Annotated in this window: 7 protein-coding genes; 4 read left to right on the top strand and 3 right to left on the bottom strand. The window is 68.2% G+C overall.

Features of this window, described 5'->3' with window-relative positions; genetic code table 11:
- Positions 1–35 precede the first annotated feature (35 nt).
- Positions 36–2,300 carry a lantibiotic dehydratase gene (locus BLU09_RS22270; protein WP_090491516.1) on the bottom strand — a complete coding sequence of 755 codons (2,265 nt, stop codon included), beginning with the start codon at positions 2,298–2,300 and terminating at the stop codon, positions 36–38.
- Positions 2,301–2,443: 143 nt separating this feature from the next.
- On the opposite strand from BLU09_RS22270, the gene BLU09_RS22265 reads away from it, so the two are divergent.
- Together BLU09_RS22265 and BLU09_RS22260 are read left to right on the top strand one after the other, a co-directional pair.
- Positions 2,444–3,130 carry a glutathione S-transferase gene (locus tag BLU09_RS22265; protein WP_090491515.1) on the top strand — a complete coding sequence of 229 codons (687 nt, stop codon included), beginning with the start codon at positions 2,444–2,446 and terminating at the stop codon, positions 3,128–3,130.
- Positions 3,131–3,161: 31 nt separating this feature from the next.
- The gene (locus tag BLU09_RS22260; RefSeq protein ID WP_090491514.1) at positions 3,162–4,400 is read left to right on the top strand and encodes a GNAT family N-acetyltransferase; all 1,239 of its coding nucleotides are present in this window, start codon (positions 3,162–3,164) and stop codon (positions 4,398–4,400) included.
- A gap of 102 nt (positions 4,401–4,502) precedes the next feature.
- Here the strand turns inward: BLU09_RS22260 and BLU09_RS22255 are convergent, their stop codons facing one another.
- A complete protein-coding gene (locus BLU09_RS22255) occupies positions 4,503–7,697 on the bottom strand; it encodes a type I polyketide synthase (protein ID WP_090491513.1) in 3,195 nt (1,064 codons plus the stop codon).
- Between the two features lie 55 nt (positions 7,698–7,752).
- The gene (locus tag BLU09_RS22250) at positions 7,753–12,282 is read right to left on the bottom strand and encodes a type I polyketide synthase (protein ID WP_090491512.1); all 4,530 of its coding nucleotides are present in this window, start codon (positions 12,280–12,282) and stop codon (positions 7,753–7,755) included.
- 513 nt (positions 12,283–12,795) lie between these two features.
- Between BLU09_RS22250 and BLU09_RS22245 the strand changes: the two genes are divergently transcribed.
- Together BLU09_RS22245 and BLU09_RS22240 are read left to right on the top strand one after the other, a co-directional pair.
- Positions 12,796–17,403 carry a type I polyketide synthase gene (locus BLU09_RS22245; protein WP_244171941.1) on the top strand — a complete coding sequence of 1,536 codons (4,608 nt, stop codon included), beginning with the start codon at positions 12,796–12,798 and terminating at the stop codon, positions 17,401–17,403.
- Between the two features lie 59 nt (positions 17,404–17,462).
- Positions 17,463–26,062: non-ribosomal peptide synthetase (locus tag BLU09_RS22240; RefSeq protein ID WP_244171946.1), on the top strand; the 8,600-nt coding region annotated here is incomplete at its 3' end.

Genomic DNA, 26,062 nt, shown 5'->3' with positions numbered 1-26,062 from the left:
AACAGGGGTGAAACCGTTGAAAGGCCGCGAGCTGTTCAAGACATCTCGCAGACCAGCCGCAGCTCGCTCGTGTAGCGGCGCTGAGCCGCGTCGGTGAGCCAGAGGTGCTCGGGGTCCGGCAGCATCTCCGAGAACTGGACGCGTGAAGCCGGCGACGCCTCCGCCGTGCGCCGCACCAGCTTCGCCATCATCTCCACCAGCAAGGGGCTGTCGAAGTCCACGAAGCACGGCTTGCGCTCCGTTGCCACCTTGAAGAACGCGAAACGCGGAATGCCCAGTCCCTGCTGCCAACGCCGGGCCTCCAGCCATTGCGCCATCGGGTCCGTGAGTCCGGCGAAGCCCAGCTCGGAAGCAGGCGCGCTCCAGCGCTCACGGGCGACGACCACGCCATCCACGGTCACCCGAGGCGAGTAGTCATCGGCCAGCGCCAGGTCGAAGATGCTGGCGCAGCGCTGTTCCAGGAACACGGCCATGAACTCCATCAGGCCGAAGCGGCGCCCGCTCACGCGGTCGAGGACCTCCAGCGTGCCGTCACGCCGCTCCACCACCATGTCCCCCACGCGGAGCGCGCGAGCACCCGGCTGGGGCGGCGGCTCCTGCCCGGAGAGGTAGTAGAGGCTGTCTCGCGGGAAGAGACACGGCAGCGTCCGCTGGCTCCACTCGGACTTCGGGAACACGGGCACCACGTCGGCCCCGGAGGCACACCGCTCCGCGAGCGCGAAGAGCTCCTCGGGCGCGGGGTGCTGTTCCACGAAGAGCGAGGAGATGCTGTTGCACAAATGCAGTTCGCCCAGCACCAACTGGTAGTCCCCGGCGCGAACGGCCTCCTCGCTGGCCGCGTCAATCATCACGTCCGGTGAGGCGTGCCAGCGGCTTCGCCACGCCGGGCCCACCTCGCCGAAGGCCTCGAGCACGCGGGGCCGGAGCGAATCGACGGTGCGCGTCTGGCGGCGGACCTCTGGCTCCAGGGCAAAGAGCTCACGCCAGCGTCGGCGATGCTCGGCGACGGCCTTGGCCACGGGCATCAGCTCCGCTTCAGAGGCCGGGTCCTTGAGTCCCTGGACGAAGGCGAGCTGGAGCGCCGTGAGCGACACGGGTGCGCCGCCTTCGGACAACCGGTCGAAGAGTGCATCCAGGCCCGCGCGCGTCCCCCGTGTCACCTCGCCCACCAGCCACCGCGCTCCGGTCAGCACCAGCTCCAGCACGGCTCCGAGCCGGCCAATCACCGGAGCGCCCAGCACCAAATCGCCGTCCCGCGCACAGTCCTCGTAGATGAGCGTCCGCGAAGCATACGTCTGGCCCGCCGCGCGCGTCGGCGGCGCCCCTGTCACCTCCTGAAACACAGCCTCCAGCTCCGCGACCGCGGCATCCAGCGCCGTGGGCGTCCCCGCCGCGGCTTCGACGCCGGCCCGCGCGCGCTCCAGACGCTCCAGCGGCGCCAGCGCACGGGCCCGCGCGTCTGCATCCTCGATGGCCATCAACGCACCGCGCAGCACCACCTCGGGCCGGATGACGAGCGGCACCTCCCAGCCCCAGACCAGGACACCGAAACCCACCGCCTGTTCGAGCGCCGTGAAGATTTCATCCTGCGAGGCAAAGGCAGGCGAATCACCGGCCGTGAGCTCCCGCGCGATGCTCGCGGCGCTGGCCGAGCCATCACACCGAGACAGCAGCAGCGCCTGCTCCGGGCTCAGCTCCACCGGCGTCGGCATGGGGCCGTGAAGCACGTGCCCCTCCAGCCGGAAGTAAGGCAACAGCCGGGGCGGTGCCCAGTGACGCAGAGACGCGTCGCGCGCCAGGGCGGCGCTGAGCGCATCCAGGCACCACGTCTCGAAATAGACCGCGCGCCGGGAGACGAGCCGCTGTCCGGGCGTCCAGCGCAGCCCTTCATTCGACGGCGAGAGCCGAGCCCAACCCACGGGACCAAAGAAGCCAATGGTGTCGTTCTTGGTGCTGTAGCGCTGGACGTAGGAGGCCACCAGCCGCTCACGCTGCCGGGCCTTGCTGTTCCGAGCGGTGGCGGGAAGGGCCGCCAGCGGCTCCACGCCCGTCTTATAGGCATGGCGGTTCTGCCACAGGAGGGCCTCGCGCAGGTGGGACTCCCCCGCGAGCGAGCGCAGCGCCGCGCTGATACCCAGCAGGTCCGAGTCGAACGCGGTGCGCAGTGCGTCACCAGGTGTCTCAAGTCCTGACGCAAGCCATGTATCGGCGGCGGAGGCCGCTGTCGGAGCCGCGAGGCGGAGCGCATCCTGAGCGGGAAAGCCGGCGCCACGCAGCGCGGCCCAAGGCCACAGGGCCATTCCTGGAGCAAGGGAGACGAGCGCGGGTGCGTCGGGCTTCGTGGAATCCAGAGGCTCGGATACACCAGTCAAGGAAGTCTGCCCCTTCCGAATAATACGTTTACTCTAGTATAGAGCCTCTCCCTTCCAACCACGAACCCTGTATGAACGCTCAATCATCATTGCCGCGCCTGTCGTATTTCACGGGTCGAGGCGTCGCTGAGAAGATCCGCCTGCTGCTCGCCGAGTCCGGAACGGAGTACGAGGACATCGACCTGGGCACGTATGACGTGCAGGCCAAGGTGAAGACACCGGCCTTCGAGGCCATCAAGGCGGCTGGCATGCTGGCCTTCGACAAGGTGCCGCTGTGGGAGGAGCCGGACGGCTTCCGCGTGGTGCAGAGCCTGGCCATCATGCGCCACGTCGCGCGCACCCGCGGCCTCTATGGGAAGGACGCGCGGGAGACCGCCGCCTGCGACATGATCATCGACGGCGTCGAGGAAGTGACGGCGCGTGCGCGCAGCCTGACCTCGCTCACGCCGGAGCAGCTCTCCGAGCAGCTCCCCATCATCCTGGGCGAGGAACTGCCGCAGTGGCTCGGGCACTTCGAGCGGCTGCTGAAGAGCAACGGCAGTGGTGACGGCTTCTTCGTCGGCCCCTCCGTGACGGTGGCGGACACCAGCGTCTTCGGCTTCCTGGAGCTGCTCGTGGACAACGGCCTCCAGGATCTTCTGGAGAGCACCTACCCTGGGCTGTTCGGGTTCTTCGAGCGCATGAAGCAGCGCCCCAACCTCGCGCGGCACCTCGCCAGCCCCAAGCGGCACCCCGCCGTCCAGCTCCTCAACGGCTGAGCGAATCCGCGCCCGACGAAGCCACCCGGCCATGACGCTTACCCTGAAATTCCACGACTCCGTCAGCCACCTGAGCGACGCGGAGCTGGATGCCCTCACCTCCGAGTCGAGCGTCTTCTTCGGCCGACGCTGGTTCCGCATGCTGGACGCGGTCGACCTGTCCGCCATGGCCCGGGGGGAGCTGTCCCTGCGATATGCCATTGCGTATCAGCAGGGCACTCCCGTCGCGCTGTGCCCATGTTTCATCACCCGCAGCAAGACCATCTACACGCCCTACTCGCTGGAGCATTTCCTCTTCACCAGTTGGAAGAAAGGCTTCGCCAACGGGCCGGCCTGGAGCCGGGTGGCCATCGCTGCGGCGGACCTCTACCGCAACGTGGCCTGGCGCACGGGAGCAGGCTTCGATGGCGGCGTCTTCGTCACCAGCCCGCTCAGCATGCGGAGCAGCATCCACTGTGCCGCGCAGTCCGTGGACGTCGCGAAGCAGGCTCGGGAGCTCATCCTCCAAGGGCTCCGGGACCTCGCCACCAGCGAGCGGCTGCCGCTCTACTTCTACGGCGTGGAACGGGATGACACGACGCTGAGAGAGGCGCTCACCTCGGCGACGTTCCAGGAAATCTTCATCTACGACGACAACGTCATGGATGTCCCGGGGGACAACTTCGACGCCTACCTGGGGCAGTTCAAGAGCGACGTCCGGCGGGTGCTCAAGAAGGAAATGGCTCACGCTCGGGATGCGGGCGTTCGCTTCGAGCGCGTCTCCCGGATGGGCGAGATGGCGGAGCAACTGGAGCGGTTCTACGAGGTGACCTACTCCAAGTACGGCAGCGAGCACCTCCGCCATCCATCCACGTTCTGGGCAGCGCTCGACCAGCACGTCTCGCCCGAGGCCGAGGCCGTGGTCGCCTACCAGAACGGCGACCCCATCGGATTCTCTCTGTTGCTCCACAAGAACGATGAGATGTGGTTCTACCGGGTCGGCCGCGCCGAGGCCGGGGCATCCGAGACGCCGCTGTACTTCAACCTCGCATTCTACGAGCCCCTGCGCCGGGCCTATGAGCTCGGCGTCAAGAAACTCTGGCTGGGCGCCAGCGGGTACGAGACGAAGCGGCGCCGTGGCGCGCGCAGGCACGGGCTGTACAGCTACCTGTGGATTCCGGGGCGCTGGTCACGCACGGTGCTTCAGCCTTACGTGTCTGCCTACTCCCGCGTGGCAATGGCCATGGCTGCTAGCGGCACCCAGAACGCTCGCATTCGCAAGACACCCTGAAACTTCGAGGCGGGGACCCCCGCATCGCCCCCCGCCCCAAACGATGCCCACGAAGGACGGCCCCTTCATGCGAGCCGTCCATCACAGCAAGTGGTGGAGCGGTCACGCATCATCATCGTCGTCGAAGCGACGAAGGTTGCGCTGCCGCGCCAGGGTCTGCTTGCGACGCTGAAGCGAAGCATCCGCCGCTGGCGCCTCTTCACGACGCTCCTGCCCCTCCGCTTCCGCCGGCTTCAGCAGCGCCGCCAGGGCTTCCACGGTGACGCCTTCGTAGAGGCTCGATGCAGGCAGGTCCAAGCCCAACTGCTTCTTGATGCGGCCACTGAGCTGCACGGCGATGAGCGAGTCGCCGCCGAGTTCGAAGAAGTTGTCCTGGATGCCGATGGGCGCCACGCCCAGCATCTCCTGCCACAGCTCCACCAGCGACCGCTGGAGTGGCGTGCCCGGCATGACATATGCGCTGCGAAGCTGCGGGCGCGACTGATACGGGCGAGCACTGCCAGCTTCGCCCCCTGGTTCCACCTGCGAAACCTGAGACGTGGCGTCCTGCGCCGCCGTCACAGGTTGGGATGCAATCGTGACCCGAGGCGCGGTCTCGCCGGCGGCGGGTTCGATCCAGAAGCGCTGGCGCTCGAAGGGATAGGTGGGGAGCGGCACCCGGTAGCGAACCTCCGCGCCATGGAACCCCTTCCAGTCCACGCGGACGCCCGCTTGCCACAGCCGGCCGAGCGTCTCATAGGCCAGCGGCGCCATGCCGGCGGTGGCCCCGTCGTCCTTGGGCGGAGGCATGGAAGCCAGCACCGTGTGTGAGGCCGTGAAGGCGGGGTGACGCTTCGCCAGCTTCCCCAGCACCTGGCCCGGGCCTGCCTCCAGCAAGACGCGCCTGGCGTCGGTGAGGAGCGCGTGCAAGCCGTCCGCGAAGCGCACCGTCCCGCGCAGGTGCTCGGCCCAGTAACGAGGGCTCGTCGCCTGCTCAGCCGTCACCCAGGTACCGGTGACGTTGGAGACGAATGGAAGCGTGGGCGCCGCCAGCGGCACCGTGGCCACCTGCGCGGCGAACGCGTCGAGGATGGAGTCCATCATCGACGAGTGGAAGGCATGCGACGTCACCAGCGGCTGGCACTGAATCCCCGCCTCCTGGAGCTGCTTTCGCACCGCTTCGACAGCGGGGTGCGTCCCCGACAGCACGCACTGCATGGGGCCATTGACGGCCGCCAGACTCAGCTCGGCTCCGCCTGCGCGCAGGTACGGCTGAACCTCGTCCTCGGACAGGGGCACCGCCAGCATCGCACCGGAAGGAAGTCCCTGCATGAGCCGGCCACGCGCGGCCACCAGTCTCAGCGCATGCTCCAGCGAGAAGACCCCCGCGAGGCACGCCGCCACGTATTCGCCGATGCTGTGTCCCAGCATCGACTGCGGCATCACGCCCCAGGACATCCACAGGCGCGCGGTTGCGTACTCCAGCGTGAAGAGCGCGGGCTGCGTGAGCGCCGTCTGCGCCAGCTTCGTCCCGCTGACTTCGGCGGCCTCGGACTGAGGGTACAGCACCGTCCTCAGGTCCAGTCCGTCCAGGTGGGGCTTCAGCAACTCCGCGCAGCGGTCCACCTCGGCGCGGAAGACGGACTCTGCCTCGTAAAGCGCTCGCCCCATGTCCACGTGCTGCGAGCCCTGGCCCGGGAAGAGGAACGCCACGGACCGCTCCACCGCGTCCTGCGCCTCCGTGAACACGCGAGGGCTTTGTGGCTGCGACAGCGCGTCAACCGCATCCTCCGTGCCGCGCGCCAACACGAAGCGACGGTGCAGGAAACGTTGGCGTCCGGCCTGGAGCGTCCAGGCCACGTCCGCCAGATTCACACCCCCTTGGTTCTTCAATGATTCCACCAGTCGCGTCGTGACCGACTCCAACGCCGGGGGCGTCCGGGCCGACAGCGGCAACAGGTGCCATGCACGTCGCGAGGGTGCGCTCGCGGGCAACCGGGGAGCCTCCTCCAGCACCACGTGCGCGTTGGTGCCACCCACGCCGAAGGAGCTCACGCCAGCGCGTCGCGGCGAGTTACCCGCGGGCCAGGGCTTGAGCGTGGCGTTGACGTAGAACGGGCTGCTGTCGAAGTCGATGGCTGGGTTGGGCCGCTCGTAGTGAAGACTGGGCGGCAGCTCGCCATACTTCAGCGCCATCACCGTCTTCATCAGGCCGGTGACTCCCGCCGCCGCGTCCAGGTGGCCCAGGTTGCCCTTCACCGAGCCGAGCGCGCAGAAGCACCGCCGCTGGGTGGTGGCACGAAAGGCCTTGGTGAGCGCCTGCACCTCGATGGGGTCGCCCAGCGGCGTGGCGGTGCCATGGGCCTCCACGTAGCTGATGTCATCCGCCTCCAGGGCCGACGCCGCGAGCGCCTCCGCCACCACCTGAGCCTGACCATCCACGCTGGGCGCGGTGAAGCCCGCCTTCAGCGCACCGTCATTGTTGGTGGCCGTGCCCTTGATGACGGCGTGGATGGTGTCACCGTCCCGCACCGCGGCTCGCAGCTTCTTCAGCAGCACCACGCCCACGCCGCTGCCAAAGAGCGTGCCCTGCGCCTTCGCATCGAAGGGCCGGCAGTGGCCATCCGGCGAGGCCATTCCGCCCTCCGCGTGCCGGTACCCGTTGAAGAACCCCACGTTGACGGACGCACCACCCGCGAGCGCCATGTCGCACTCGCCATTGAGCAGGCTCTGGCAGGCCTGGTGCACCGCCACCAGCGAGGTGGAGCACGCGCTCTGCACGGTGTGGCTGGCACCCCTCAGGTTGAGCTTGTACGAGACGCGGGTGGCCAGGAAGTCGCCCCCGTTGCCGATGTTCACCTGCACCGGCTCGAAGGACTCCAGCACGCGTGGGTTCCGCGCCAGGTTCATCAACAGGTACGTGTTGAGCGTGGCGCCGCCGAACACGGAGATGGCGCCGACGTAGTCACGCGGTGAGTAGCCAGCGTGCTCGAGCGCCTCCCAGCACGCCTCCAGGAAGACACGGTGCTGGGGGTCCGTGATTTCCGCCTCACGTGGCGGCATGTCGAAGAAGGCCGCGTCGAACGACTCCGGCTCCGGAAGGATGGCCGCGGCCCGCACGAAGGACGGGTCCTCCAGCCGCTCGTCCGGCACACCTGCCGCGCGGGCCTCCTCCTTGGAGAAGAAGCGGATGGACTCCACTCCCTCGCGGAGATTGGCCCAGAGCGTGTCCACATCCCGAGCGCCGGGAAAGCGCCCGGCCATGCCGATGATGGCGACATCGGCGTCGTCGAACTCCTGCGGGAGCTTGCTGTCCAAGGTGTCGTCTCCAGGTTCTCGTAGGTCGAAGGGGGCTTCAGCGCGGGCACGCGCCCTACTCGCGACGGCTGCGCCGCTCTCTGCGCTGAGCCCCACGGCTCTGGCTGGACTCGAAGGCGGTGGTCTCCGCAGGGGCCGGTCCCTGTCCCAGCTTCTTCGCCAGGGTGGCCACGGTGGGGGCCTCGAAGACGCTGGTGAGGGGCACGTCCCGCCCCAGCTCCCGCTTCATCCGCCCGACGATCTTCAGCCACAGGAGTGAATTCCCTCCCAGGTCGAAGAAGTTGTCGTGAATGCCCAACTGCTCCAGTCCCAGCTGCTCCTGCCACACACGCACGAGCGCGCGCTCCACCTCATCGGTGGGTGCCACATACTCAGTGCCCAGCGCGGGACGTGAGTGCAACGTGCCCCCCGCGTCCTTCTTCGCGCCCGCGCCCGCGCCCTCGCGCCGTACCCACTGAGCCACGCGCGCGTCCAGGTTGCCCGTGGACACCAACACCTGTCCTTCCAGAGGCGCCTCCACCACCCGGCGGAAGGCCTCCGCGGCCTCGTCAGGCGTCATGGCGAACTGGTCGATGCTGGTCTGGACCGCCTTCGCCCCCTCGGCGGCATCCGCTGGCCACCCATCCCAGTTGGTGCTCAGCCACCGTGTGCCCCCGGTCCGCGAGCGCGCCGCCGCGAATGCATCCAGGAAGGCATTGGCCGCCGCGTAGGCCCCCAATCCCAGGCCGCCCAGCACCGTGGCGTTGGAGGACACCAACAGCACGAAATCCAACGGGCGGCCCGCCAGCGCCCGGTCCAGTGCATAGGTGCCATGCACCTTCGCCCGGAAGTGCGGCGCGCACGTCGTCGGCTCCATGGCTCCAAGCAACGATACCGCGCCGTCGCCCGCGAGCCCCGCGGCGTGGATGACTCCATCCAGCGCGCCAAAGCGAGAATCCACCTCCGCCAGGACCGCGCGCAACTGCGCCTCATCCGCCACATCCGCGCGAGCCACCAGCACCTCCGCTCCCGCGGCCTCCAGCGCTCGCACCGCACGTTGACGGCGGCCATCCGCGTCCTGCTCCACGCCGGAGCGCCCCACCAGGACCAGCCGAGCCTGCCTGGTGCGCGCCAGATAATCCGCCATCCGCAGGCCCACGCCGCCCAGGCCGCCCGTGATGACGTAGACGCCGCGCTGCTTGAGGGGCCAGGACGCCGGCGTGTCGGCTTCGATGCGCAGTGGCTCGTACGCCTGCACCTGCCGATGAGGGCCGCGCCAGGCCACCACCGGCTCCGGGGCATCCGACGTCACCTCCCGCACCAATGCATCCACCGAGGGCGTGCGGACGTCCACGTAGCGGCACGCCACGGTGTCCAACTCCTGCGGAATCACCTTGCACAGCGCCGGCAGCGTGGCGCGCTCAGGAGCCACCGCATCGGCGCTCTCCACCTCCAGCGCTTCGCGGCCCACCACCGTCAACTCCACGGGCCCGGCCAACTCCGCTCCGGACAGGGCCTGCGCCATCCGCAGCACGCCAAGGAAACCGCGCGCCTGGGCCTCGTCGAAGTCCGCCCCGGACACATCGAGGCTCCAGAGGTACACCACGCGCTCCACGTTGAAGTTCCGAGCCTTCAACGCAGCCAGCAACTGGGCGTGGTCCTCACGCGCTCGCCCATCCACGGTGAACTCGCGCTCCGTCACCTGACGGAAACCGGGGCCGGGCGTCACGCGAATGACACCGTGGCCCAGACGCTCCAACCGCTCCGCCAGGGCCGACCCCAGGCCCCCCGCATCCTGGTAGACGACCCATCCGCGCGGCGTCACGGGCCCTGCCTTGGGCATCAACGGCGCACGCTGCCACGAGGGCAGATAGAACCAGCCGGCCACGTCCGCGCTCTTGCGCGCGACGCCCCTGCGACGCGAGGAGGACACCTCCGGCGCCAGCCAGTAATCCTGGCCCTCGAAGGGATAGGTCGGGAGCGGCACACGCAGACGCCGAGCGCCGCCATGTACCGCGCTCCAGTCCACCTCCATGCCCGCCGCCCAGAGCCGGCCGACGGTGGTGGTGAGAAACGCATCATCCAGCACCGGGTCCTGGGGGTGACGCAGCGAGGAGAGTACCGAGGGGGCCTTGGGCCCATTGAGCTGCAGGCGCGCCAGTGTCCCCAGCGTGCGGCCTGGACCGACCTCCAGGTAGACGCGGCCAGGCTGCGCGGCCAGCGTGCGGATGCCGTCACCAAAGCGCACCGTCTGCCGCAGATGCCGCGTCCAGTAAGCCGGGTCCACCGCTTCCTCGGGCGTCATCCACGTACCGGTGACGTTGGAGACAATGGGCAACGTGGGCGCATTGCGCGTCAGGGTCCCCACGAAGGACTCGAAGCGCGCGAGGATGGGCTCCACCAGGTGCGAGTGCGCCGCCACGTCGATGGGGATGTGACGGAACTCCACCTCGCGCCGGGTCAGCTCGGCGGCCAGCGCTTCGACGGCCTCCACCGTCCCGGCGACCGCGCACTGCGCGGGTCCGTTCATCGCGGCAATGGACAGCGAATCCCCCAGCAGCGGGCGAAGCTCCGCCTCGGGCAACGGGACGCTGAGCATGCCGCCACCGGGCAGTTCTTCGAAGAGCTTGCCGCGCAGCACCACCAGCGCCAGTGCGTCCTCCAAGGAGAAGATGCCCGCGAGGCAGGCCGCGGCGTACTCGCCCAGGCTGTGGCCGATGAGCGCCTCGGGCTTCACGCCCCAGGATTGCCACAGCTGCGCCAGCGCGTATTCCACGGTGAAGAGCGCAGGCAGCGCCAGCGAGGTGCGCTTGAGGCGCTGCACGGCATCCGCGGCATTCGCCGCGTCCGGGTACATGACGGGCCGCAAGTCAAAGCCCAGCCGGGGCCGCAGGAGCTCACAGCAGCGGTCCACGGCCTCGCGGAACACCTTCTCGGAGCCGTAGAGGCCACGGCCCATGTCCGGGTACTGCGCGCCTCCGCCGGGGAACATGAAGACGGCCGACGGCGTGCTGTTGCCCGGGGCCAGGGTAAACATGCGCTGCGGGTCCTTGGACTCCAGCGCCGCCACGGCGCTCGCCCGGTCCTCACACACCACCACGCGGCGCAGCGCCATGGGCTTTCGCCCGACCTGAAGCGTCCAGGCCACGTCCGCGAGCGGCTGCTCCGGGTGGGCCTGCAAGTGCGCCAGCAGCGCGGCCGTCTGGGACTCCAGCGCCGAGGATGTCTTCGCGGACAGCACCAGGAGCTGCCAAGGGCGCGCCGCATCCCCCGGGAGGGTGACAGGCGCCTCCTCCAGGATGATGTGCGCGTTGGTGCCACCAATCCCGAACGAGCTCACCCCCGCGCGCCGAGGCGTGTCCCCCTCCGGCCACGGCTTGAGCGCGGCGTTGACGTAGAAGGGGCTGCTCTCGAAGTCGATGCGTGGGTTGGGCTTCTCGTAGTGAAGGCTGGGAGGCAGCTCGCCATGCTCCAGCGAGAGCACCGTCTTCAGCAGGCCGGTGACTCCCGCCGCCGCGTCCAGGTGGCCCACATTGGTCTTCACCGAGCCCAGCCCGCAGAAGCCACGCTTGTCCGTTCCCGCGCGGAAGGCCTCCGTGAGGGCCTGCACCTCCACGGGATCTCCCAGCGGCGTGGCGGTGCCATGCGCCTCCACGTAGGAGATGGAGTCCGGGGACACCTCCGCCACGGCCTGTGCGCGGGCAATGACCTCCGACTGTCCCTCGACCCCGGGGGCGGTGTAGCCCACCTTCACGGCGCCGTCGTTGTTGATGGCCGAGCCACGGATGACGGCGTGGATGGTGTCACCATCACTCAGCGCGTCCTCCAGGCGCTTGAGCACCACCACGCCCGCGCCGCTGCCGAAGAGCGTGCCCTGCCCCTTGGCGTCGAACGCGCGGCAGTGCCCGTCCGGCGAGGTGATGCCGCCGTCCTGAGAGTGGTAGCCCGTGCGCTGGGGCATGTGCACGGACACGCCGCCCGCCAGCGCCACGTCGCACTGGTAGCCCAGCAGCGACTGACAGGCGAGGTGCGTGGCCACCAGCGACGTCGAGCACCCCGTCTGCACGGTGAGCGCAGGCCCCTTGAGATTGAAGTGATAGGCCACGCGCGTGGCCAGGAAGTCTTTGTCGTTCCCGACCATGGCCGGGAACGTGTCCTCGGCCTCCTGGAACTCCGCCCGGGAGAGCAGATTGAACAGCAGATAGGTGCTCAAGCTGGAGCCCGCGAAGACGCCGGTAGAGACCGTCAACCGGCCCGGGGCGTAGCCCGCGTGCTCCAGCGCCGACCAGGCACACTCCAGGAAGATGCGGTGCTGCGGGTCCAGCAACTCCGCCTCACGTGGGGCGTATCCGAACAAGGCCGCGTCGAAGCGCCCCGGCCGCTCCAGGACAGGGGCTGCCCGAACGAAGTTGGGATTGGCCAGCCAGCCGGGCTCCACGCCCAACGCCTTCATCGCTTCGTTGGTGAAGAAGGTGATGGCCTCCCTGCCCTCACGCAGCAGGCGCCAGAAGGCCTCCACGTCTTCGGCACCGGGCACGCGGGCGGCCATGCCGACGATGGCTACCGCGAGACTCGCGTCCCCCTCATACCGGGTGTGACGACCCATGTTTGTCTACCCCTGCTTCCTTGCGCGCGGCGGATGGAACTCGAACCGCTCGAGCTGCTGCTCCGAGCGCCCCTGGGACGAGACTCGGCGGCGCCTCGATGAACTGAAGGACTGGACGGACTCACGTCAGGGGACGCCAGCATCCCAATCACCGGATGCCCGACATGCACCTGCCTGCCGCGTGCTCGCCCGCTCTCTCTGAGAACGGCAACTACAGTCCAGGTAGCTCATCCTGGTACCAGTATGACATTGCCTGACGTGGCAACCTCAGTCGTAATCCAGCGATAACAGCCTAGTCAATTTACCTAGAAAAAGTAACTTGGCGTGCCTTATAAGTTTTTCATGCTGTAGCGACTTTAGGCTTGAAAGCTGCTTTACTTGATTCGCTGGGGGGCCTGCTTCGTTGCTTGCTGTTTCGCGCGCCAGGGCCCCGGCGTGCTCCGGAATGGAACCGCTGCGCGCGAGCGTGCGGGACCTCCGACTCCCGAAAACATTTTGGGGACTCAAGAACTCATGGCTGGCGACACCCACTGGAACGGGCTGGAGATTGCAATCATCGGGCTGGCGTGCCGCTTTCCGGGGGCCCGTAACGCCGAGGCGTACTGGCGGAACCTTCGGGATGGCGTCGAGTCCATCACCTTCCTCCAGGAGTCGGAGCTGGAGCCTTCCGTCATGGAGGACCCGGCGCTGCGCAAGTCACCGCAGTACGTGCGCGCCGCGGCCCCCATCGAGGGCGCGGACCTGTTCGACGCGGCCTTCTTCGGCATCACCCCCAAGGAAGCCGAGGTGATGGATCCGCAGCAGCGTGTCTTCCTGGAGTGTGCCTGGGCGGCCCTGGAAGACGCGGGCTACGACCCCGAGCGCTATCGGGAGCACATCGGCGTCTACGCGGGAGCCCGGACCAACACGTACGTCTTCAATCTCTTCTCCAACCCGGCCGCGCTGGGGATGCTCGGCGCATTCGAGGTGGGCCTCGGCAACGACCTGGCCTTCCTCAGCACGCGGGTGGCGCACCGGCTCAACCTGAAGGGTCCGGCCTATTCGCTGCACACCGCCTGCTCCACCTCGCTGGTGGCGGTGCACCTGGCTGCCCAGGCGCTCCTCGCGGGCGAATGCCGCATGGCCCTCGCTGGCGGTGTAGCCCTCCAGTCGCCTCAGCGCACCGGGTACCTGTATCAATTTGGTGGTGTTGCATCGCCAGACGGACGCTGCCGCGCCTTTGATGCGCAGGCGCAGGGCACCCTCTTCGGTAACGGCGCGGGCGTGGTGGTGCTCAAGCGCCTGGAGGACGCACTGGAGGATGGAGACACCATCCACGCCGTCATCCGTGGATCGGCCATCAACAACGACGGCGCCCAGAAGGCCAGCTTCAACGCCCCCAGCGTCCAAGGCCAGTCACGCGTCATCCGCAATGCCTTGCTGACCGCGGAGGTGAACGCGCGGAGCATCACCTATGTGGAGGCCCATGGCACGGGCACCCAACTGGGAGATCCCATCGAGGTGCGCGCGCTCACCCGCGCCTTCCGGACGAGCACGCAGGACACAGGCTTCTGCGCGCTCGGCTCGGTGAAGCCCAACATCGGCCACCTGGATGCCGCGTCTGGCATCGCCAGCCTCATCAAGACGGTCCTCGCGCTGAAGCACCGGCAGCTGCCGCCCACGCTGCACTTCCAGAAGCCCAACCCGCAGATTGACTTCGCCACCAGTCCCTTCTTCGTCAACGCCACCCTGAGGGACTGGGCGCCGGGCCCCTCCCCTCGCCGAGCCGGCGTCAGCGCCTTTGGCATTGGTGGCACCAACGCGCACGTCATCCTGGAGGAGGCCCCCTCCGTCGCCCCCACCGCGGACGCCCGTCCCTGGTACGTGCTGCCGTTGTCGGCGAAGACGAGCACCGCCCTGGATGCCGCGACGGAGGCGCTGGCCGCCCACCTGGAACAACACCCGGAGCAGGCGCTGAAGGACGTGGCCTACACGCTGCAAGTGGGCCGGCAGGCCTTCCAGCACCGCCGCATCGCCGTGGTGAAGGACCGGGAGCACGCCATCCGCGTGTTGCGAGGCGAGGAGCCAGAGCGGCTGGTGACGCTGAAGCAAGAGGCTCGAGGCCGCCCCGTGGCGTTCCTCTTCCCGGGAGGAGGCACCCACCACCTGGGCATGGGCGCGGGCCTCTACCGCACGGAGCCCGTCTTCCGTGAGGCTGCCGACGAGGTCGCCAGCGTCCTGCGCCCGCACCTGGGCGTGGACCTGCGCACGGTGCTCTACCAGGAGCCCCTTCAAGAGGTGCCGGGGCTTTCCCGCAACGCGCTCGCGCTGCCCGCCATCTTCCTGACGGAGTACGCCCTGGCGCGGCTGTGGATGTCATGTGGCGTGGAGCCGGAGCAGATGCTCGGCCACAGCCTGGGCGAGTACGCGGTGGCGTGCCTCGCCGGTGTGCTGTCGGTGGAGGATGCGGCGGCCCTGGTGGCGCTGCGTGGCCAGCTCATGGATGAGCTGCCCGCCGGGTCCATGCTGAGCATCAGCCTTCCCGAGGCGGAGGTGGTGCCGCTGCTGGGCCAGGAACTGGACCTCGCGGCGGTGAATGCGCCCTCGCAGTGCGTGGTCTCCGGCCCCCTGGCGGCGGTGAAGCGATTGATGGCGGAGCTGACGGCGCGAGGCGTGGAGCACCGCCAACTGCACGTGGAGGCCGCGGCGCACTCGCGCATGCTGGAGCGCATCCTGCCGCGCTTCCACGAGCGCGTGTCCCGACTGACGCTCCGTCCACCCGAGCGGCCCTACATCTCCAGCCGGACCGGCCAGCTCGTCACGGGGAACGAGGTGACTCAACCTCGGTACTGGGTGGACCACCTGCGCCACTCGGTACGCTTCCGGGACAGCATGCAGGTGCTGCTGGAGGACTCGACGCGCGTCCTGCTGGAGGTGGGGCCCGCGCAGTCGCTGACCGCTGTGGCAAGGCTCCAAGGCGAGCCCGCCGGCGCGCGCACCATCGTCCCCTCCGCGCGCCATCCCAAGGATGACCAGCCGGACGAGGCCGTCTTCTTGAATGCGCTGGGACGGCTGTGGCTCGCGGGAGTGGAGGTGGACTGGAGCGGTGTGCACGGGACGGAGACCGTTCGGCGCATCCCCCTTCCCACGTACCCCTTCGAAGGGCAGCGATATTGGGTTGCTCCACTGGACCGGTCCGCCGCGCTGCTGGCCTCGCAGGCGGCGGGCGCCAGCAAGCTGACCGACATCGCGGACTGGTTTCACCTGCCCTCGTGGCGGCGCACGCCCCCTGCCACGCTGGCGCCCTCCGCGCTCGCCCAGCCCCGGTGCTGGGTGGTGTTTACCGACGGAGGCCCGTTGGCCTCGCAGCTCGTCTCCCGGTTGGAAGAGGCGGGGCAGCATGTCGTCACCGTGCACGCGGGCGCCGTGTTCTCCCGTGACAGTGACCGGCGCTTCACCGTGGCACCGAGCGCACCTGGAGACTACGTCGCGCTGCTGAGCGCGCTGGAGGATCTGACACCCCGGCCTGAAGTGTTCGTCCACCTGTGGAGCCTGACGCCTCAGGACGAGCGCGACTCCGCGCTGACGCGGTTCCAGGCCGCGCAAGCGGTGGGCTACTACAGCGTGGTGAACCTGGGGCAAGCCCTTGCTGGCTTGAAGGATGCGCGCCCCCTCCGGGTGGAGGTCATCTCCAACCACCTGTTCGACCCGGACGGCCGAGCGGAGGCGCTGCCGGAGAAGGCGCCCCTGTTGGGCCCCTGCCAGGTGCTGTCGCAGCAACACGTGCACATCACCGCGCGCGGCGTCGATGTGATCCTCCCTGGCTCCGAAGGCGTTGCGGCGCTGGCCGAACAGCTCGTCGCCGAGCTCGCCACGGAGGCCCGAGACGTCCGGGTGGCCTTGCGCGGTTCACGCCGCTGGGTCCAGGAGCTGTCTCCCGTTCGGCTGACGGAGACAGCCGCCCCCGCGCGGCCTCTGCGTGAGCGCGGCGTGTACCTCATCACCGGCGGCCTGGGCCGCGTGGGCCTGCTGCTGGCCAGCCATCTGGCGCGCACGAAGCAGGCACGGCTGGCGCTGGTGGGCCGCACGCCGCTGCCGCCCCGGCGGCTCTGGGACGATTGGGTTTCCACCCAGGGTGAGGACGACGACGCCAGCCTGCTCATCCAGCGCGTGCGTGAATTGGAGTCACACGGAGCAGAGGTGCTCGTCCTGAGCGCCGACGTCTCCAAGCCGCACTGGATGCAGGAAGTCCTGGCCGAGGTGGACCAGCGCTTCGGCGCGCTCCACGGGGTGCTGCACTGCGCGGACCTTCCCCTGGCTCCGCCCGAACGGACCTCGCCCTCCGCGACGAACCCGGACGCGGAGGCCCGTTTCCGCGCCAAGGTGCGCGGCACGTACGTGCTGGAGGACGTCCTGCGCGGCCGGGCGCTGGACTTCGTGATGCTGTTCTCCGCGTCGGCGGCCGTGCTGTCTCCGTTCGGCGACACGCCTTCGACGGCGGCCAACCTCTTCGTGGATGCGTTCGCGGCCCATCGCAGCCGGGGCCCAGGAACGCCTTGGATGAGCGTGGCCTGGGACCCGTGGCCGCGGGCGGCCGGCGCCAGCGATGCGCGCGCTCCTGACCTCGAGCCCTATGCCATGACCGAGGACGAAGCCACCGAGGCCTTCCAGCGAGTCGTCACGGGCGGCCTGGATGGCCCGGTGGTGGTGGCCACGGGTGACGTGTCACGCCGTCTGACGGCGTGGCTCCAGCGGACGGTCGCTCTGCCCAAGGTCGCTCGCAAGGTCCGCACCGGAGCTGAAGAGCTTCCCGCCAATGAGCTGGAGCGTTTCATCGCGGGCCTGTGGCAGGAAATCCTGGGCGTCGAACAGGTGGCGCGGCACGACCACTTCTTCGAGCTGGGCGGGCACTCGCTGCTCGCCACGCAGGTCGTCGGGCGGTTGCGCTCACGGTTGCAGCTGGACGTGAGTCTGGCACTGCTCTTCACGTCGCCCACTGTGGCGGGTCTGGCGAAGGCAATCGCCGACCTCCAGGCGCGGCAACAAGAGTCCCTCTATCGCGAGCTGCTCGACCGGGTCACCCGCGTCTCCGAGCAGGAGCTCGCCGAAGAGCTTCGACGCCGCGGCGTGAAGGCCGCGTGAACGGAAGCTCCAGCCCCCGCTGGAGCACCCGATCCCCCACTTTCTGGATATCGACTTCGATGACTGACATCTCTCGGGCCCTCGAGCAGCTTTCTCCCTCGCAGCGCGCCCTTCTCGACCTGCTCCTCCAGGAGCAGCAGTCGGCGCAGCCTCACGCGGCGGCGCCCGTCCTGGTGCGGCGCGAAAGCAACGAGCCCGCTCCGGCATCCTTCCCTCAGCAGCGCCTGTGGGTCCTGCATGAGCTGGATCCCAGCAGCATGGCTGCCTACAACGTCCACGTGAGCGTGGAGTTCTTCGGGCGGCTAGACCGGGCCCTGCTCACCCGTTGTGTGAACGAGGTGGTGCGCCGTCACGAATCCCTGCGCACGACGCTGAGGAGCCACGGCGGAGATCCGGTGCAGGTGGTCGCCCCCTCGCTGGAGCTCACCCTCCCGGAAGAGGACCTGTCCGCGCTGTCCCTGGAGGCACAGGGAGATGAGGTACGCCGCCGCATCATCGCGGAGGCGAACTTCGAGTTCGACCTCTCCGCCGGGCCGCTGCTGCGCGTCGGCATCCTGCGGCTCGATGCGCAGCACGCACTGGTGCTGTTGACCCTGCACCACTCCGTAACGGACCAGTGGTCCCTGGGCGTGTTCCTCCAGGAGTTGATGGCGCTCTACAAGGCCTTCGAGGAGGGCCTGCCTTCGCCCCTGCCGGAGTTGGAACTCCAATATCCAGACTACGCGCGGTGGCAGCGCGATCAGCTCGAAACGCGGGAGCTGGCCGGTCAGCTCGACTATTGGCGACGGCAGCTCACGCCGCAGCCTCCCGCGCTGGTCGTGCCGTCGGACCATCCCCGACCGGCGCTGAAGACATATCGCGGCGGGTGGCACCACTTCCGGCTCGAGCCAGAGCTGGCACGGAAGCTCAAGCAGTTGGCGCAGAAGGAAGGCGCCACGCTCTTCATGGTGCTGATGGCGGCCTACCAGACGCTGCTGCACCGCTACAGCGGCCAGCAGGACTTCGCGGTGGGCTCGCCTGTCGCCAATCGCCGGGCGCCCGAGCTCGAACCGCTCATCGGCTTCTTCGTCAACATGCTGGTGATGCGTGCGGATGCGTCAGGGGACCCGACGTTCCGCTCGTTCCTGCACCGGGTGCGGCAGGTCTGTCTGGATGCCTACTCACACCAGGACGTACCCTTCGACAAGCTGGTGGAGGAGCTGCAACCGCCCCGCGACCCCAGCCGCAATCCGTTCTTCGAGGCCGTCTTCGTCCTCCAGAACGTGCCTCAGCCCGCCCTGCGGATTCCGGGCCTGCTCGCGCGCTACGTGGAGTTGGATCTGGGCGCGTCCCAGTTCGACCTGCTGATGGAGCTGCGCGAGGACCGGCCGGACCGGTTCATCGGCCGCATCGAGTATTGCGCGGACCTGTTCGACGCGAAGACCGTCGAACGGATGGAGCGCCACTACGTGCGCCTGCTGGAGAGCGTGGTGGAGAACGCCGACCAGCGACTCTCCGAGCTGCCCCTGCTGCGCATCGAGGAGCGTCAACAGCTCCTGGTCGACTGGAACGCGGAGTCCACGGCGTTTCCACGCGAGACGCCGATTCACTCGCTCTTCTCCGAGCAGGCGGCTCGCACGCCAGACGCAGTGGCGCTCGTCAGTGGGGAGACCATCGTCACTTATGCGGAGCTGGAGCGCTGTGCGAACCAACTCGCGCACCATCTGCGCACGTACGGCGTTTCCCGAGGCACCCGCGTGGGACTGTGCCTGGAGCGCTCTCCGGACATGGTGGTGGGCCTGCTCGCCATTCTCAAGGCCGGCGGCGCCTACGTGCCCATCGACCACCACTACCCCGCTGAGCGCATTTCCTTGCTGTTTCAGGAGGCCGGCATCGGCGTGCTCGTCACGACGAAGCCACTGGCGGAAGGACTCCCTGCATCCAACAGCAAGCACGTGTGTGTGGACACAGATGCGGGCCTCATCGCCGCCTTGCCGCATGACGCGCCTCCTTCCGTGGCCGTGAGCGGTGATGACCTCGCCTACGTCATGTTCACCTCCGGCAGCACCGGAAGGCCCAAGGGCGTCTGCATTCCCCACCGCGCCGTCGTCAGGCTCGTTCTCGAAAACCCCTTCATCCACTTCGGCCCCGACGAAGTCTTCCTCCAGCTCGCTCCCGTCGCCTTCGACGCCTCCACCCTGGAGCTCTGGGGCGCCCTGCTTCACGGTGCACGCCTCGTCCTCGCTCCGCCTCACACGCCTTCTCTGGACGAACTCGCAGCCCTGCTGACTCACCACCGCGTCTCCACCCTCTGGCTCACCGCTGCCCTCTTCGAGCAGATGGTGCTTCACCAGGGCAGCGCCTTGGCCGGTGTCCGGCAGGTGCTCGCCGGAGGTGACGTGTTGCCGCCGCTTCGCGTCCGTCAGCACCTGGAGCGCATTGCCCTCGGCGCAGTCCTCGTCAACGGATACGGCCCCACTGAGAACACCACCTTCTCCGCCACACACTCCCTTCGCGCGGGTGAGGCCTTCGGCACCTCTGTCCCCATTGGCAGGCCCCTGGGCCACTCCTCCGCCTACGTCCTCGACTCGCGCATGGAGCCTGTCCCTGTCGGCGTCCCTAGCGAACTCTTCGTCGGTGGTGACGGCCTCGCCTGGGGTTACCTCCACCGCCCGGAGTTGACGGCCGAGAAGTTCCTCCCTCACCCCTTCTCCTCCGCCCCAGGTGCTCGCCTCTACCGCACCGGCGACCGCGTCCGCTGGAGGGCCGACGGCTCCCTGGAGTTCCTCGGCCGCTCCGACTTCCAGGTGAAGGTGCGCGGCTTCCGCATCGAACTGGGCGAAATCGAAGCCGTCCTCCAGCTGGCCCCGGGCGTCCAGGAGGCCGTCGTCCTCGCTCGTGAGGACGCTCCTGGCGACAAGCGCCTCGTGGCCTACTTCGTGCCCAACGCCGCAACGCGGTCGGAAGAACAGACCGCGAATGCCGTGGGCAGCATCCGAGCATTCCTCAAGGCGCAGCTGCCCGAATACATGCTGCCCGCGGTGTTCATGCCGCTGGAGGTCCTGCCGCTGTCCCCCAACGGCAAGGTGGACCGCAAGGCGCTGCCCGCCCCGTACGCGGACCTGAATCGGACAGGAACGTTGTTCGAAGCACCGCGGAACGCCTCCGAGAAGACCCTTGCCGATATCTGGGCCGAGGTCCTGGGCCTCCGTCAGGTCGGCATCGACGACAGCTTCTTCGAGCTGGGTGGAGACTCCATCCGCAGCATCCAGGTCATCGCGAAGCTGCGGGAACAAGGCCTGGAACTGCCCACACTGGAGCTGCTCCAACACCCGACCATCCGCGAACTCGCCGGTGTCATCAAAGCCACGAGCGTGGCCCCCGCGAGCCAGGTCGCGCCCTTCAGCCTCGTGTCCGAGACAGACCGTCAGCGGCTGCCCGAGGACGTAGAAGACGCCTACCCGCTGGCCGCGCTCCAGTCGGGCATGTTGTTCGAGAGCGCGCTGGATGCCTCGGCCGGCATCTACCACGACATGTTCAGCTTCCATGTGGAGATGGCGCTGAACGAACCGCTGCTCCAACAAGCCTTCCGGGAGCTGTTCGCGCGTCACGCCATCCTGCGCACGTCGTTTCACCTGGACGGCCATGAAGAGCCCCTCCAGTTCGTCCACCGTGAAGTGGAACCGCCGCTGAAGTTCGAAGACCTCCAGCACCTGGAGGCCGCCCAGCAAACGGCCTACTTGCAGGCGTGGGCGGAGAAGGAGCGCGTCCAACCGTTCACCTGGAACCGGGCGCCGCTGATGCGGCTCTGCGTGCATCGCCGGTCGGAAACCACCGTCCAGCTGACCATCGTCTTCCACCACGCCATCCTCGATGGCTGGAGCGCCGCGACCCTTCTCTCGGAACTCTTCGGCCGCTACCTCGAATTGCTGGAGGGCACGGACGCCCCCGCCGCGCCGTCCCCCGCCGCCACTTACCGGCAGTTCGTGGCCTTGGAGCGCGAAGCCCAGAACTCCCACGAGAGCGAGCAGTTTTGGCTGCGGCGCATGGATGGAGTGGACGCAGCAAGTCCGCGCCCGCTCCGGTCCCGGGACGACGAGCGCGTCCTGCACACCCACGACGTGCGCATCCCTGGTCCGCTTCAGCAGGCCTTGCTACGCGTGGCGCACGAAGCGGGCGTGTCCCTCAAGACGGTGCTACTGGCCGTGCATCTGCGCGTCCGGGGCTTCGTCGAAGGCAGCACATCCGTCGTCACCGGCATCGTCACCAACGGCCGCCCCGAAGTCGTCGATGGCGAGCGGATGATTGGCCTGTTCCTCAACAGCGTGCCTTTCCCGGTGACGCTGCCTGGAGGCACATGGCTGGAGCTCATTCAACAGGTCGCGAGGCATGAGCAGGAGTTGATGCCGCATCGCCGCTACCCCATGGCGCGGCTCCAGCAGAAACGCGGCGGCCAGCCCCTGTTCGACACGCTCTTCAACTTCATCCACTTTTACGTCGCGGGAGGGCTGTCTCAGCAAAAGGGGCTGCGCTTCGTTGACGAGATGCTGGGCGCCGCCTGGATGGAACTCCCGCTCGGCGTCACCTTCACCCAGGATCCCGACACCTCGTCGCTATCGGTCTCCATCGCCACCACAGGCACTCGGCACGAAGCGGAGCGGACGCGGGAGTTGGGGCAGTACTACCTGCGCGCACTGGAAGCCGTGGCCGCGGGACCAGGTGGCCGTTATGAGCAGGCAGCGCTGCTCCCACCGGCCGACCGCGACACACTGCTGGAGGCGTGGAATGCCACGCGCCGAGAGGTCGCCTGGGAAGGATGCTTGCACGAGCGGTTCGAGGACCGCGCGGCCCTTTCTCCCGATGCGCTCGCCGTGCTGGACGATGAGCACTCGCTCACCTACGCCGAACTCAACCGTCGGGCCAACCAGCTCGCCTGGGCCCTGCATACCCGAGGCGTTGGGCCCGAGGTCCGCGTGGGCCTGTGCATGGAGCGCTCGGTCGACATGGTCGTCGGCGTCCTCGCCATCCTCAAGGCAGGCGGCGCCTACGTCCCCATGGATCCGGCATATCCCGCCCAGCGTCTGGCCTACATGGTGAGTGACTCGAATGTCGGCTGCGTGCTCACGCAGCAGCGGGTCGCGGACAAGCTCGCCGGGCACGAGGTGGAGGTCCTCAGCGTGGATGACGCAGGGCTCGTGAGCGGTTCACGGGACGCGTCCAATCCTCCGAGACTCAGCGGGCCCCAGCACCTCGCCTACGTCATCTATACGTCGGGTAGCACCGGCATGCCCAAGGGCGTCATGGTGCAGCACGCCTCGGTGATGAACCTGCGCGCGGCGCTGGCGGCCACCGCTTACGCAGGCATGGAGAAGCCCCTACGGGTCAGTCTCAACGCGTCACTGTCCTTCGACGCCTCCGTGCAGCAACTGGTGCAGCTCGCGGATGGACATGCGCTGTGCGTGGTGCCGCAGACCGCTCGCGAGGATGCGCGCGACATGCTGACGTGGCTGGAGCAGCATGACGTGGACGTGCTGGACTGCGCTCCCTCACAGCTGCGGCTGCTGCTGGACGAGTGCCTTGCCGCACACCGCCCCTTGCGCGTGTTGGCTGGGGGCGAGGCACTGGACGAGGCGCTCTGGGCCCGGCTCTCCGCCCATCCCCACATCGAGTGCTTCAACGTCTACGGCCCTACGGAGTGCACCGTGGACTCCACGCTGCGTCCCGTGCGCGGAGCGTCCCTGCCTCCTTCGCTGGGCGGTCCGTTGGCGAACGCTCAGACCTACGTGCTGGACGCCTACCTGCAGCCTGTATCGGTAGGTGTGCCAGGCGAGCTCTACATTGGTGGAGCGGGCCTGGCGCGTGGCTACCTGAATCGCCCTGAGCTCACAGCCGACCGGTTCATCCCCAATCCCTTCAGCGCGGCCCCCGGCGCCCGCCTCTATCGGACGGGAGACCGGGCTCGCTGGTTGCCCCAGGGCGAACTCGAGTTCCTGGGCCGCATCGACTTCCAGGTGAAGCTGCGCGGCTTCCGCATCGAACTGGGAGAGATTGAGTCCGCGCTACGCCAACACCCCGCCGTGCGCGACACCGTGGTCCTGGTCCGCGAAGACACGCCAGGGCTGCAACGCCTGGTGGCTTACGTGGTTGCGGAGGCGGAGACCACCACTGTCGTGGACTCCGGTACGTTCCGCCCGTTCCTCAAGGAGCGGCTGCCCGAGCACATGGTGCCTTCGGCCTTCGTCACCTTGGAGGCCCTGCCACTCACCCCCAATGGCAAGTTGGACCGCAGGGCACTGCCGGCACCGGAAGCTCCTCGGCACGCCGCCACGCGCCCGCTCAGCACAGAAACGGAGCGTCGTGTCGCCGCCCACTGGGCCTCGCTACTGCGTGTCGAGACGGTCAACGCCGAGGATGACTTCTTCGCACTCGGGGGCCACTCGCTCCTGGCCACCCAGTTGGTGACTCGGCTGCGACAGGACTTCGGCGTCGACCTGCCGCTGCGGGCCCTCTTCGAGCAGAGCACGGTGGCGGCGCTTGCCGCGCGTCTGGACTCCGAGCGGGCTCGCGGCACCGCGAGTGCCCTGCCTCCCATCCGTAGCGCGCCACGCGATCAGCCACTGCCCCAGTCCTTCGTCCAGCAGCGACTGTGGGTGATGGAGCAACTGACACCCGACACCGCGACGTACAACAACCCCGCGGCGGTGGCCATCGACGGAGCGCTCGACGTTCGCGCGATGGAGCAGTCCCTGTTGCGAGTGGTGCAGCGACACGAGGCGCTGCGCACGACCTTCCGGAACGAGGGGGACCTGCCTGTTCAGGTCGTCCATCCGATCAAGACGCTGAAGTTGCCCATCACGGACATCTCCACCTTGCCCGAAGGTGAGCGTGATGTCCGGGCTCGTCAGCTCGCGAACGAAGAGGCCCATCTCCCGTTCAACCTGGTGCGTGGCCCGCTCTTCCGGGCGCGCTTGCTCCGGCTGGCTTTGGACAGGCACGTCCTGCTCGTCACGATGCACCACATCGTGTCCGACGGCTGGTCCGTGGGCGTACTGGTACGGGAGGTGGCGGAGGGCTACGAAGCCGCCGTCCAAGGCCGCGTCGCACAGCTGCCCCCGCTTTCGGTGCAGTACGCCGACTACGCCCTCTGGCAGCGAGAATGGATGCAGGGGCCGGTGCTGGAATCACGGCTGAACTACTGGCGTGAACAGCTCGCTGGAGCTCCCGCGGCCCTGGAGCTGTCTACCGACAGGCCGCGCCCAGCGGTGCAGACGTACCGGGGAGCGCTCCTCCCGGTGAAGATACCCGCGAAGCTCTCCGATGCTGTGACTGCACTGGCGCGCCGTCAGGAGGCGACGCCCTTCATGGTCCTGCTGGCGACCTGGCAGTTGCTGCTCTCTCGCTACTCTGGTCAGCAGGACCTCTGCGTCGGTTCGCCCATCGCGGGCCGCACCCGGCCGGAGCTGGAAGGGCTTATTGGCTTCTTCGTCAACACGCTGGTCTTCCGGGCCCGCATGTCGCCGGAGCTCACCTTCCGCGAGCTGTTGGCCCAGGCCAAGGCGGCAGCGCTGGGCGCGTCCGAACACCAGGACGTGCCGTTCGAAAAGCTGGTCGAGGTGCTGCAACCCGCGAGAGACCCGAGCCGCTCGCCGCTCTTCCAGGTCACCTTCACCCTGCAGAACACGCCGCCCGTGCGACTGGAGTTGCAGGGGCTCTCGTTGCGTGTGCTGGAGACGGAGCTGGAGACCGTCAAATTCGACTTGAGTCTCTTGCTGGAAGAGACCCCGGAAGGGCTCTCCGGCGCGCTGAACTACAACACCGACCTCTTCGATGCCTCCACCGCCGAGCGCATGATGGGGCACTTCCGCACGCTGCTGGAATCCATCGTCGAGGATGAGAACCAGCGTCTGGCGGAGTTGCCCCTCTTGCGCACCGAGGAGCGTCAGCAACTCCTGGTCGACTGGAACGCGACGGCCGCCGGGTTCCCGCGCGATACGCCGATTCACGTTCTCTTCTCCGAGCAGGCGGCTCGCACGCCAGATGCTATGGCGCTTATCAGCGGTGAGAGCGTCGTCACCTACGCGGAGCTGGACCGCCGCTCCAATCAGCTCGCGCACCACCTGCGCGCGTATGGCGTTTCCCGCGGCACCCGCGTGGGCCTCTGTCTGGAACGTTCGCCGGACATGGTGGTGGGCCTCCTTGCCATCCTCAAAGCCGGCGGCGCCTACGTGCCCATCGACCACCACTACCCCGCTGAACGCATCTCCTTGCTGCTTCAGGAGGCCGGCGTCAGCGTGTTCGTCACGCAGGAGTCGCTCGCAGATGAGCTGCCCAGCTCGGGCGGGCTGATGGTGTGTGTGGACACGGACGCAGACCTCATCGCCGCGTTGCCCCATGACGCGCCTCCTTCCGTGGATGTGGGCGGTGATGACCTCGCCTACGTCATGTTCACCTCCGGCAGCACCGGAAGGCCCAAGGGCGTCTGCATCCCCCACCGCGCCGTCGTCAGGCTCGTCCTCGCCAATCCCTTCATCCACTTCGGCCCTGACGAAGTCTTCCTCCAGCTCGCCCCCGTCGCCTTCGATGCTTCCACCCTGGAGCTCTGGGGCGCCCTGCTTCACGGTGCACGCCTCGTCCTCGCTCCGCCTCACACGCCTTCTCTGGACGAACTCGCAGCCCTGCT

It is taken from the genome of Myxococcus virescens (assembly GCF_900101905.1).
Classification (GTDB): domain Bacteria; phylum Myxococcota; class Myxococcia; order Myxococcales; family Myxococcaceae; genus Myxococcus; species Myxococcus virescens.
The sequence above is the reverse complement of the archived record's forward strand: the minus strand, read 5'-3'. Positions and strand labels throughout refer to the sequence as shown.

Bases quoted from the DNA above. Each gene is read 5' to 3' on its own strand.
- BLU09_RS22270 (WP_090491516.1), bottom strand. From the start codon at position 2,300: ATGGCCCTGTGGCCTTGGGCCGCGCTGCGTGGCGCCGGCTTTCCCGCT.
- BLU09_RS22265 (WP_090491515.1), top strand. From the start codon at position 2,444: ATGAACGCTCAATCATCATTGCCGCGCCTGTCGTATTTCACGGGTCGA.
- BLU09_RS22260 (WP_090491514.1), top strand. From the start codon at position 3,162: ATGACGCTTACCCTGAAATTCCACGACTCCGTCAGCCACCTGAGCGAC.
- BLU09_RS22250 (WP_090491512.1), bottom strand. From the start codon at position 12,282: ATGGGTCGTCACACCCGGTATGAGGGGGACGCGAGTCTCGCGGTAGCC.
- BLU09_RS22245 (WP_244171941.1), top strand. From the start codon at position 12,796: ATGGCTGGCGACACCCACTGGAACGGGCTGGAGATTGCAATCATCGGG.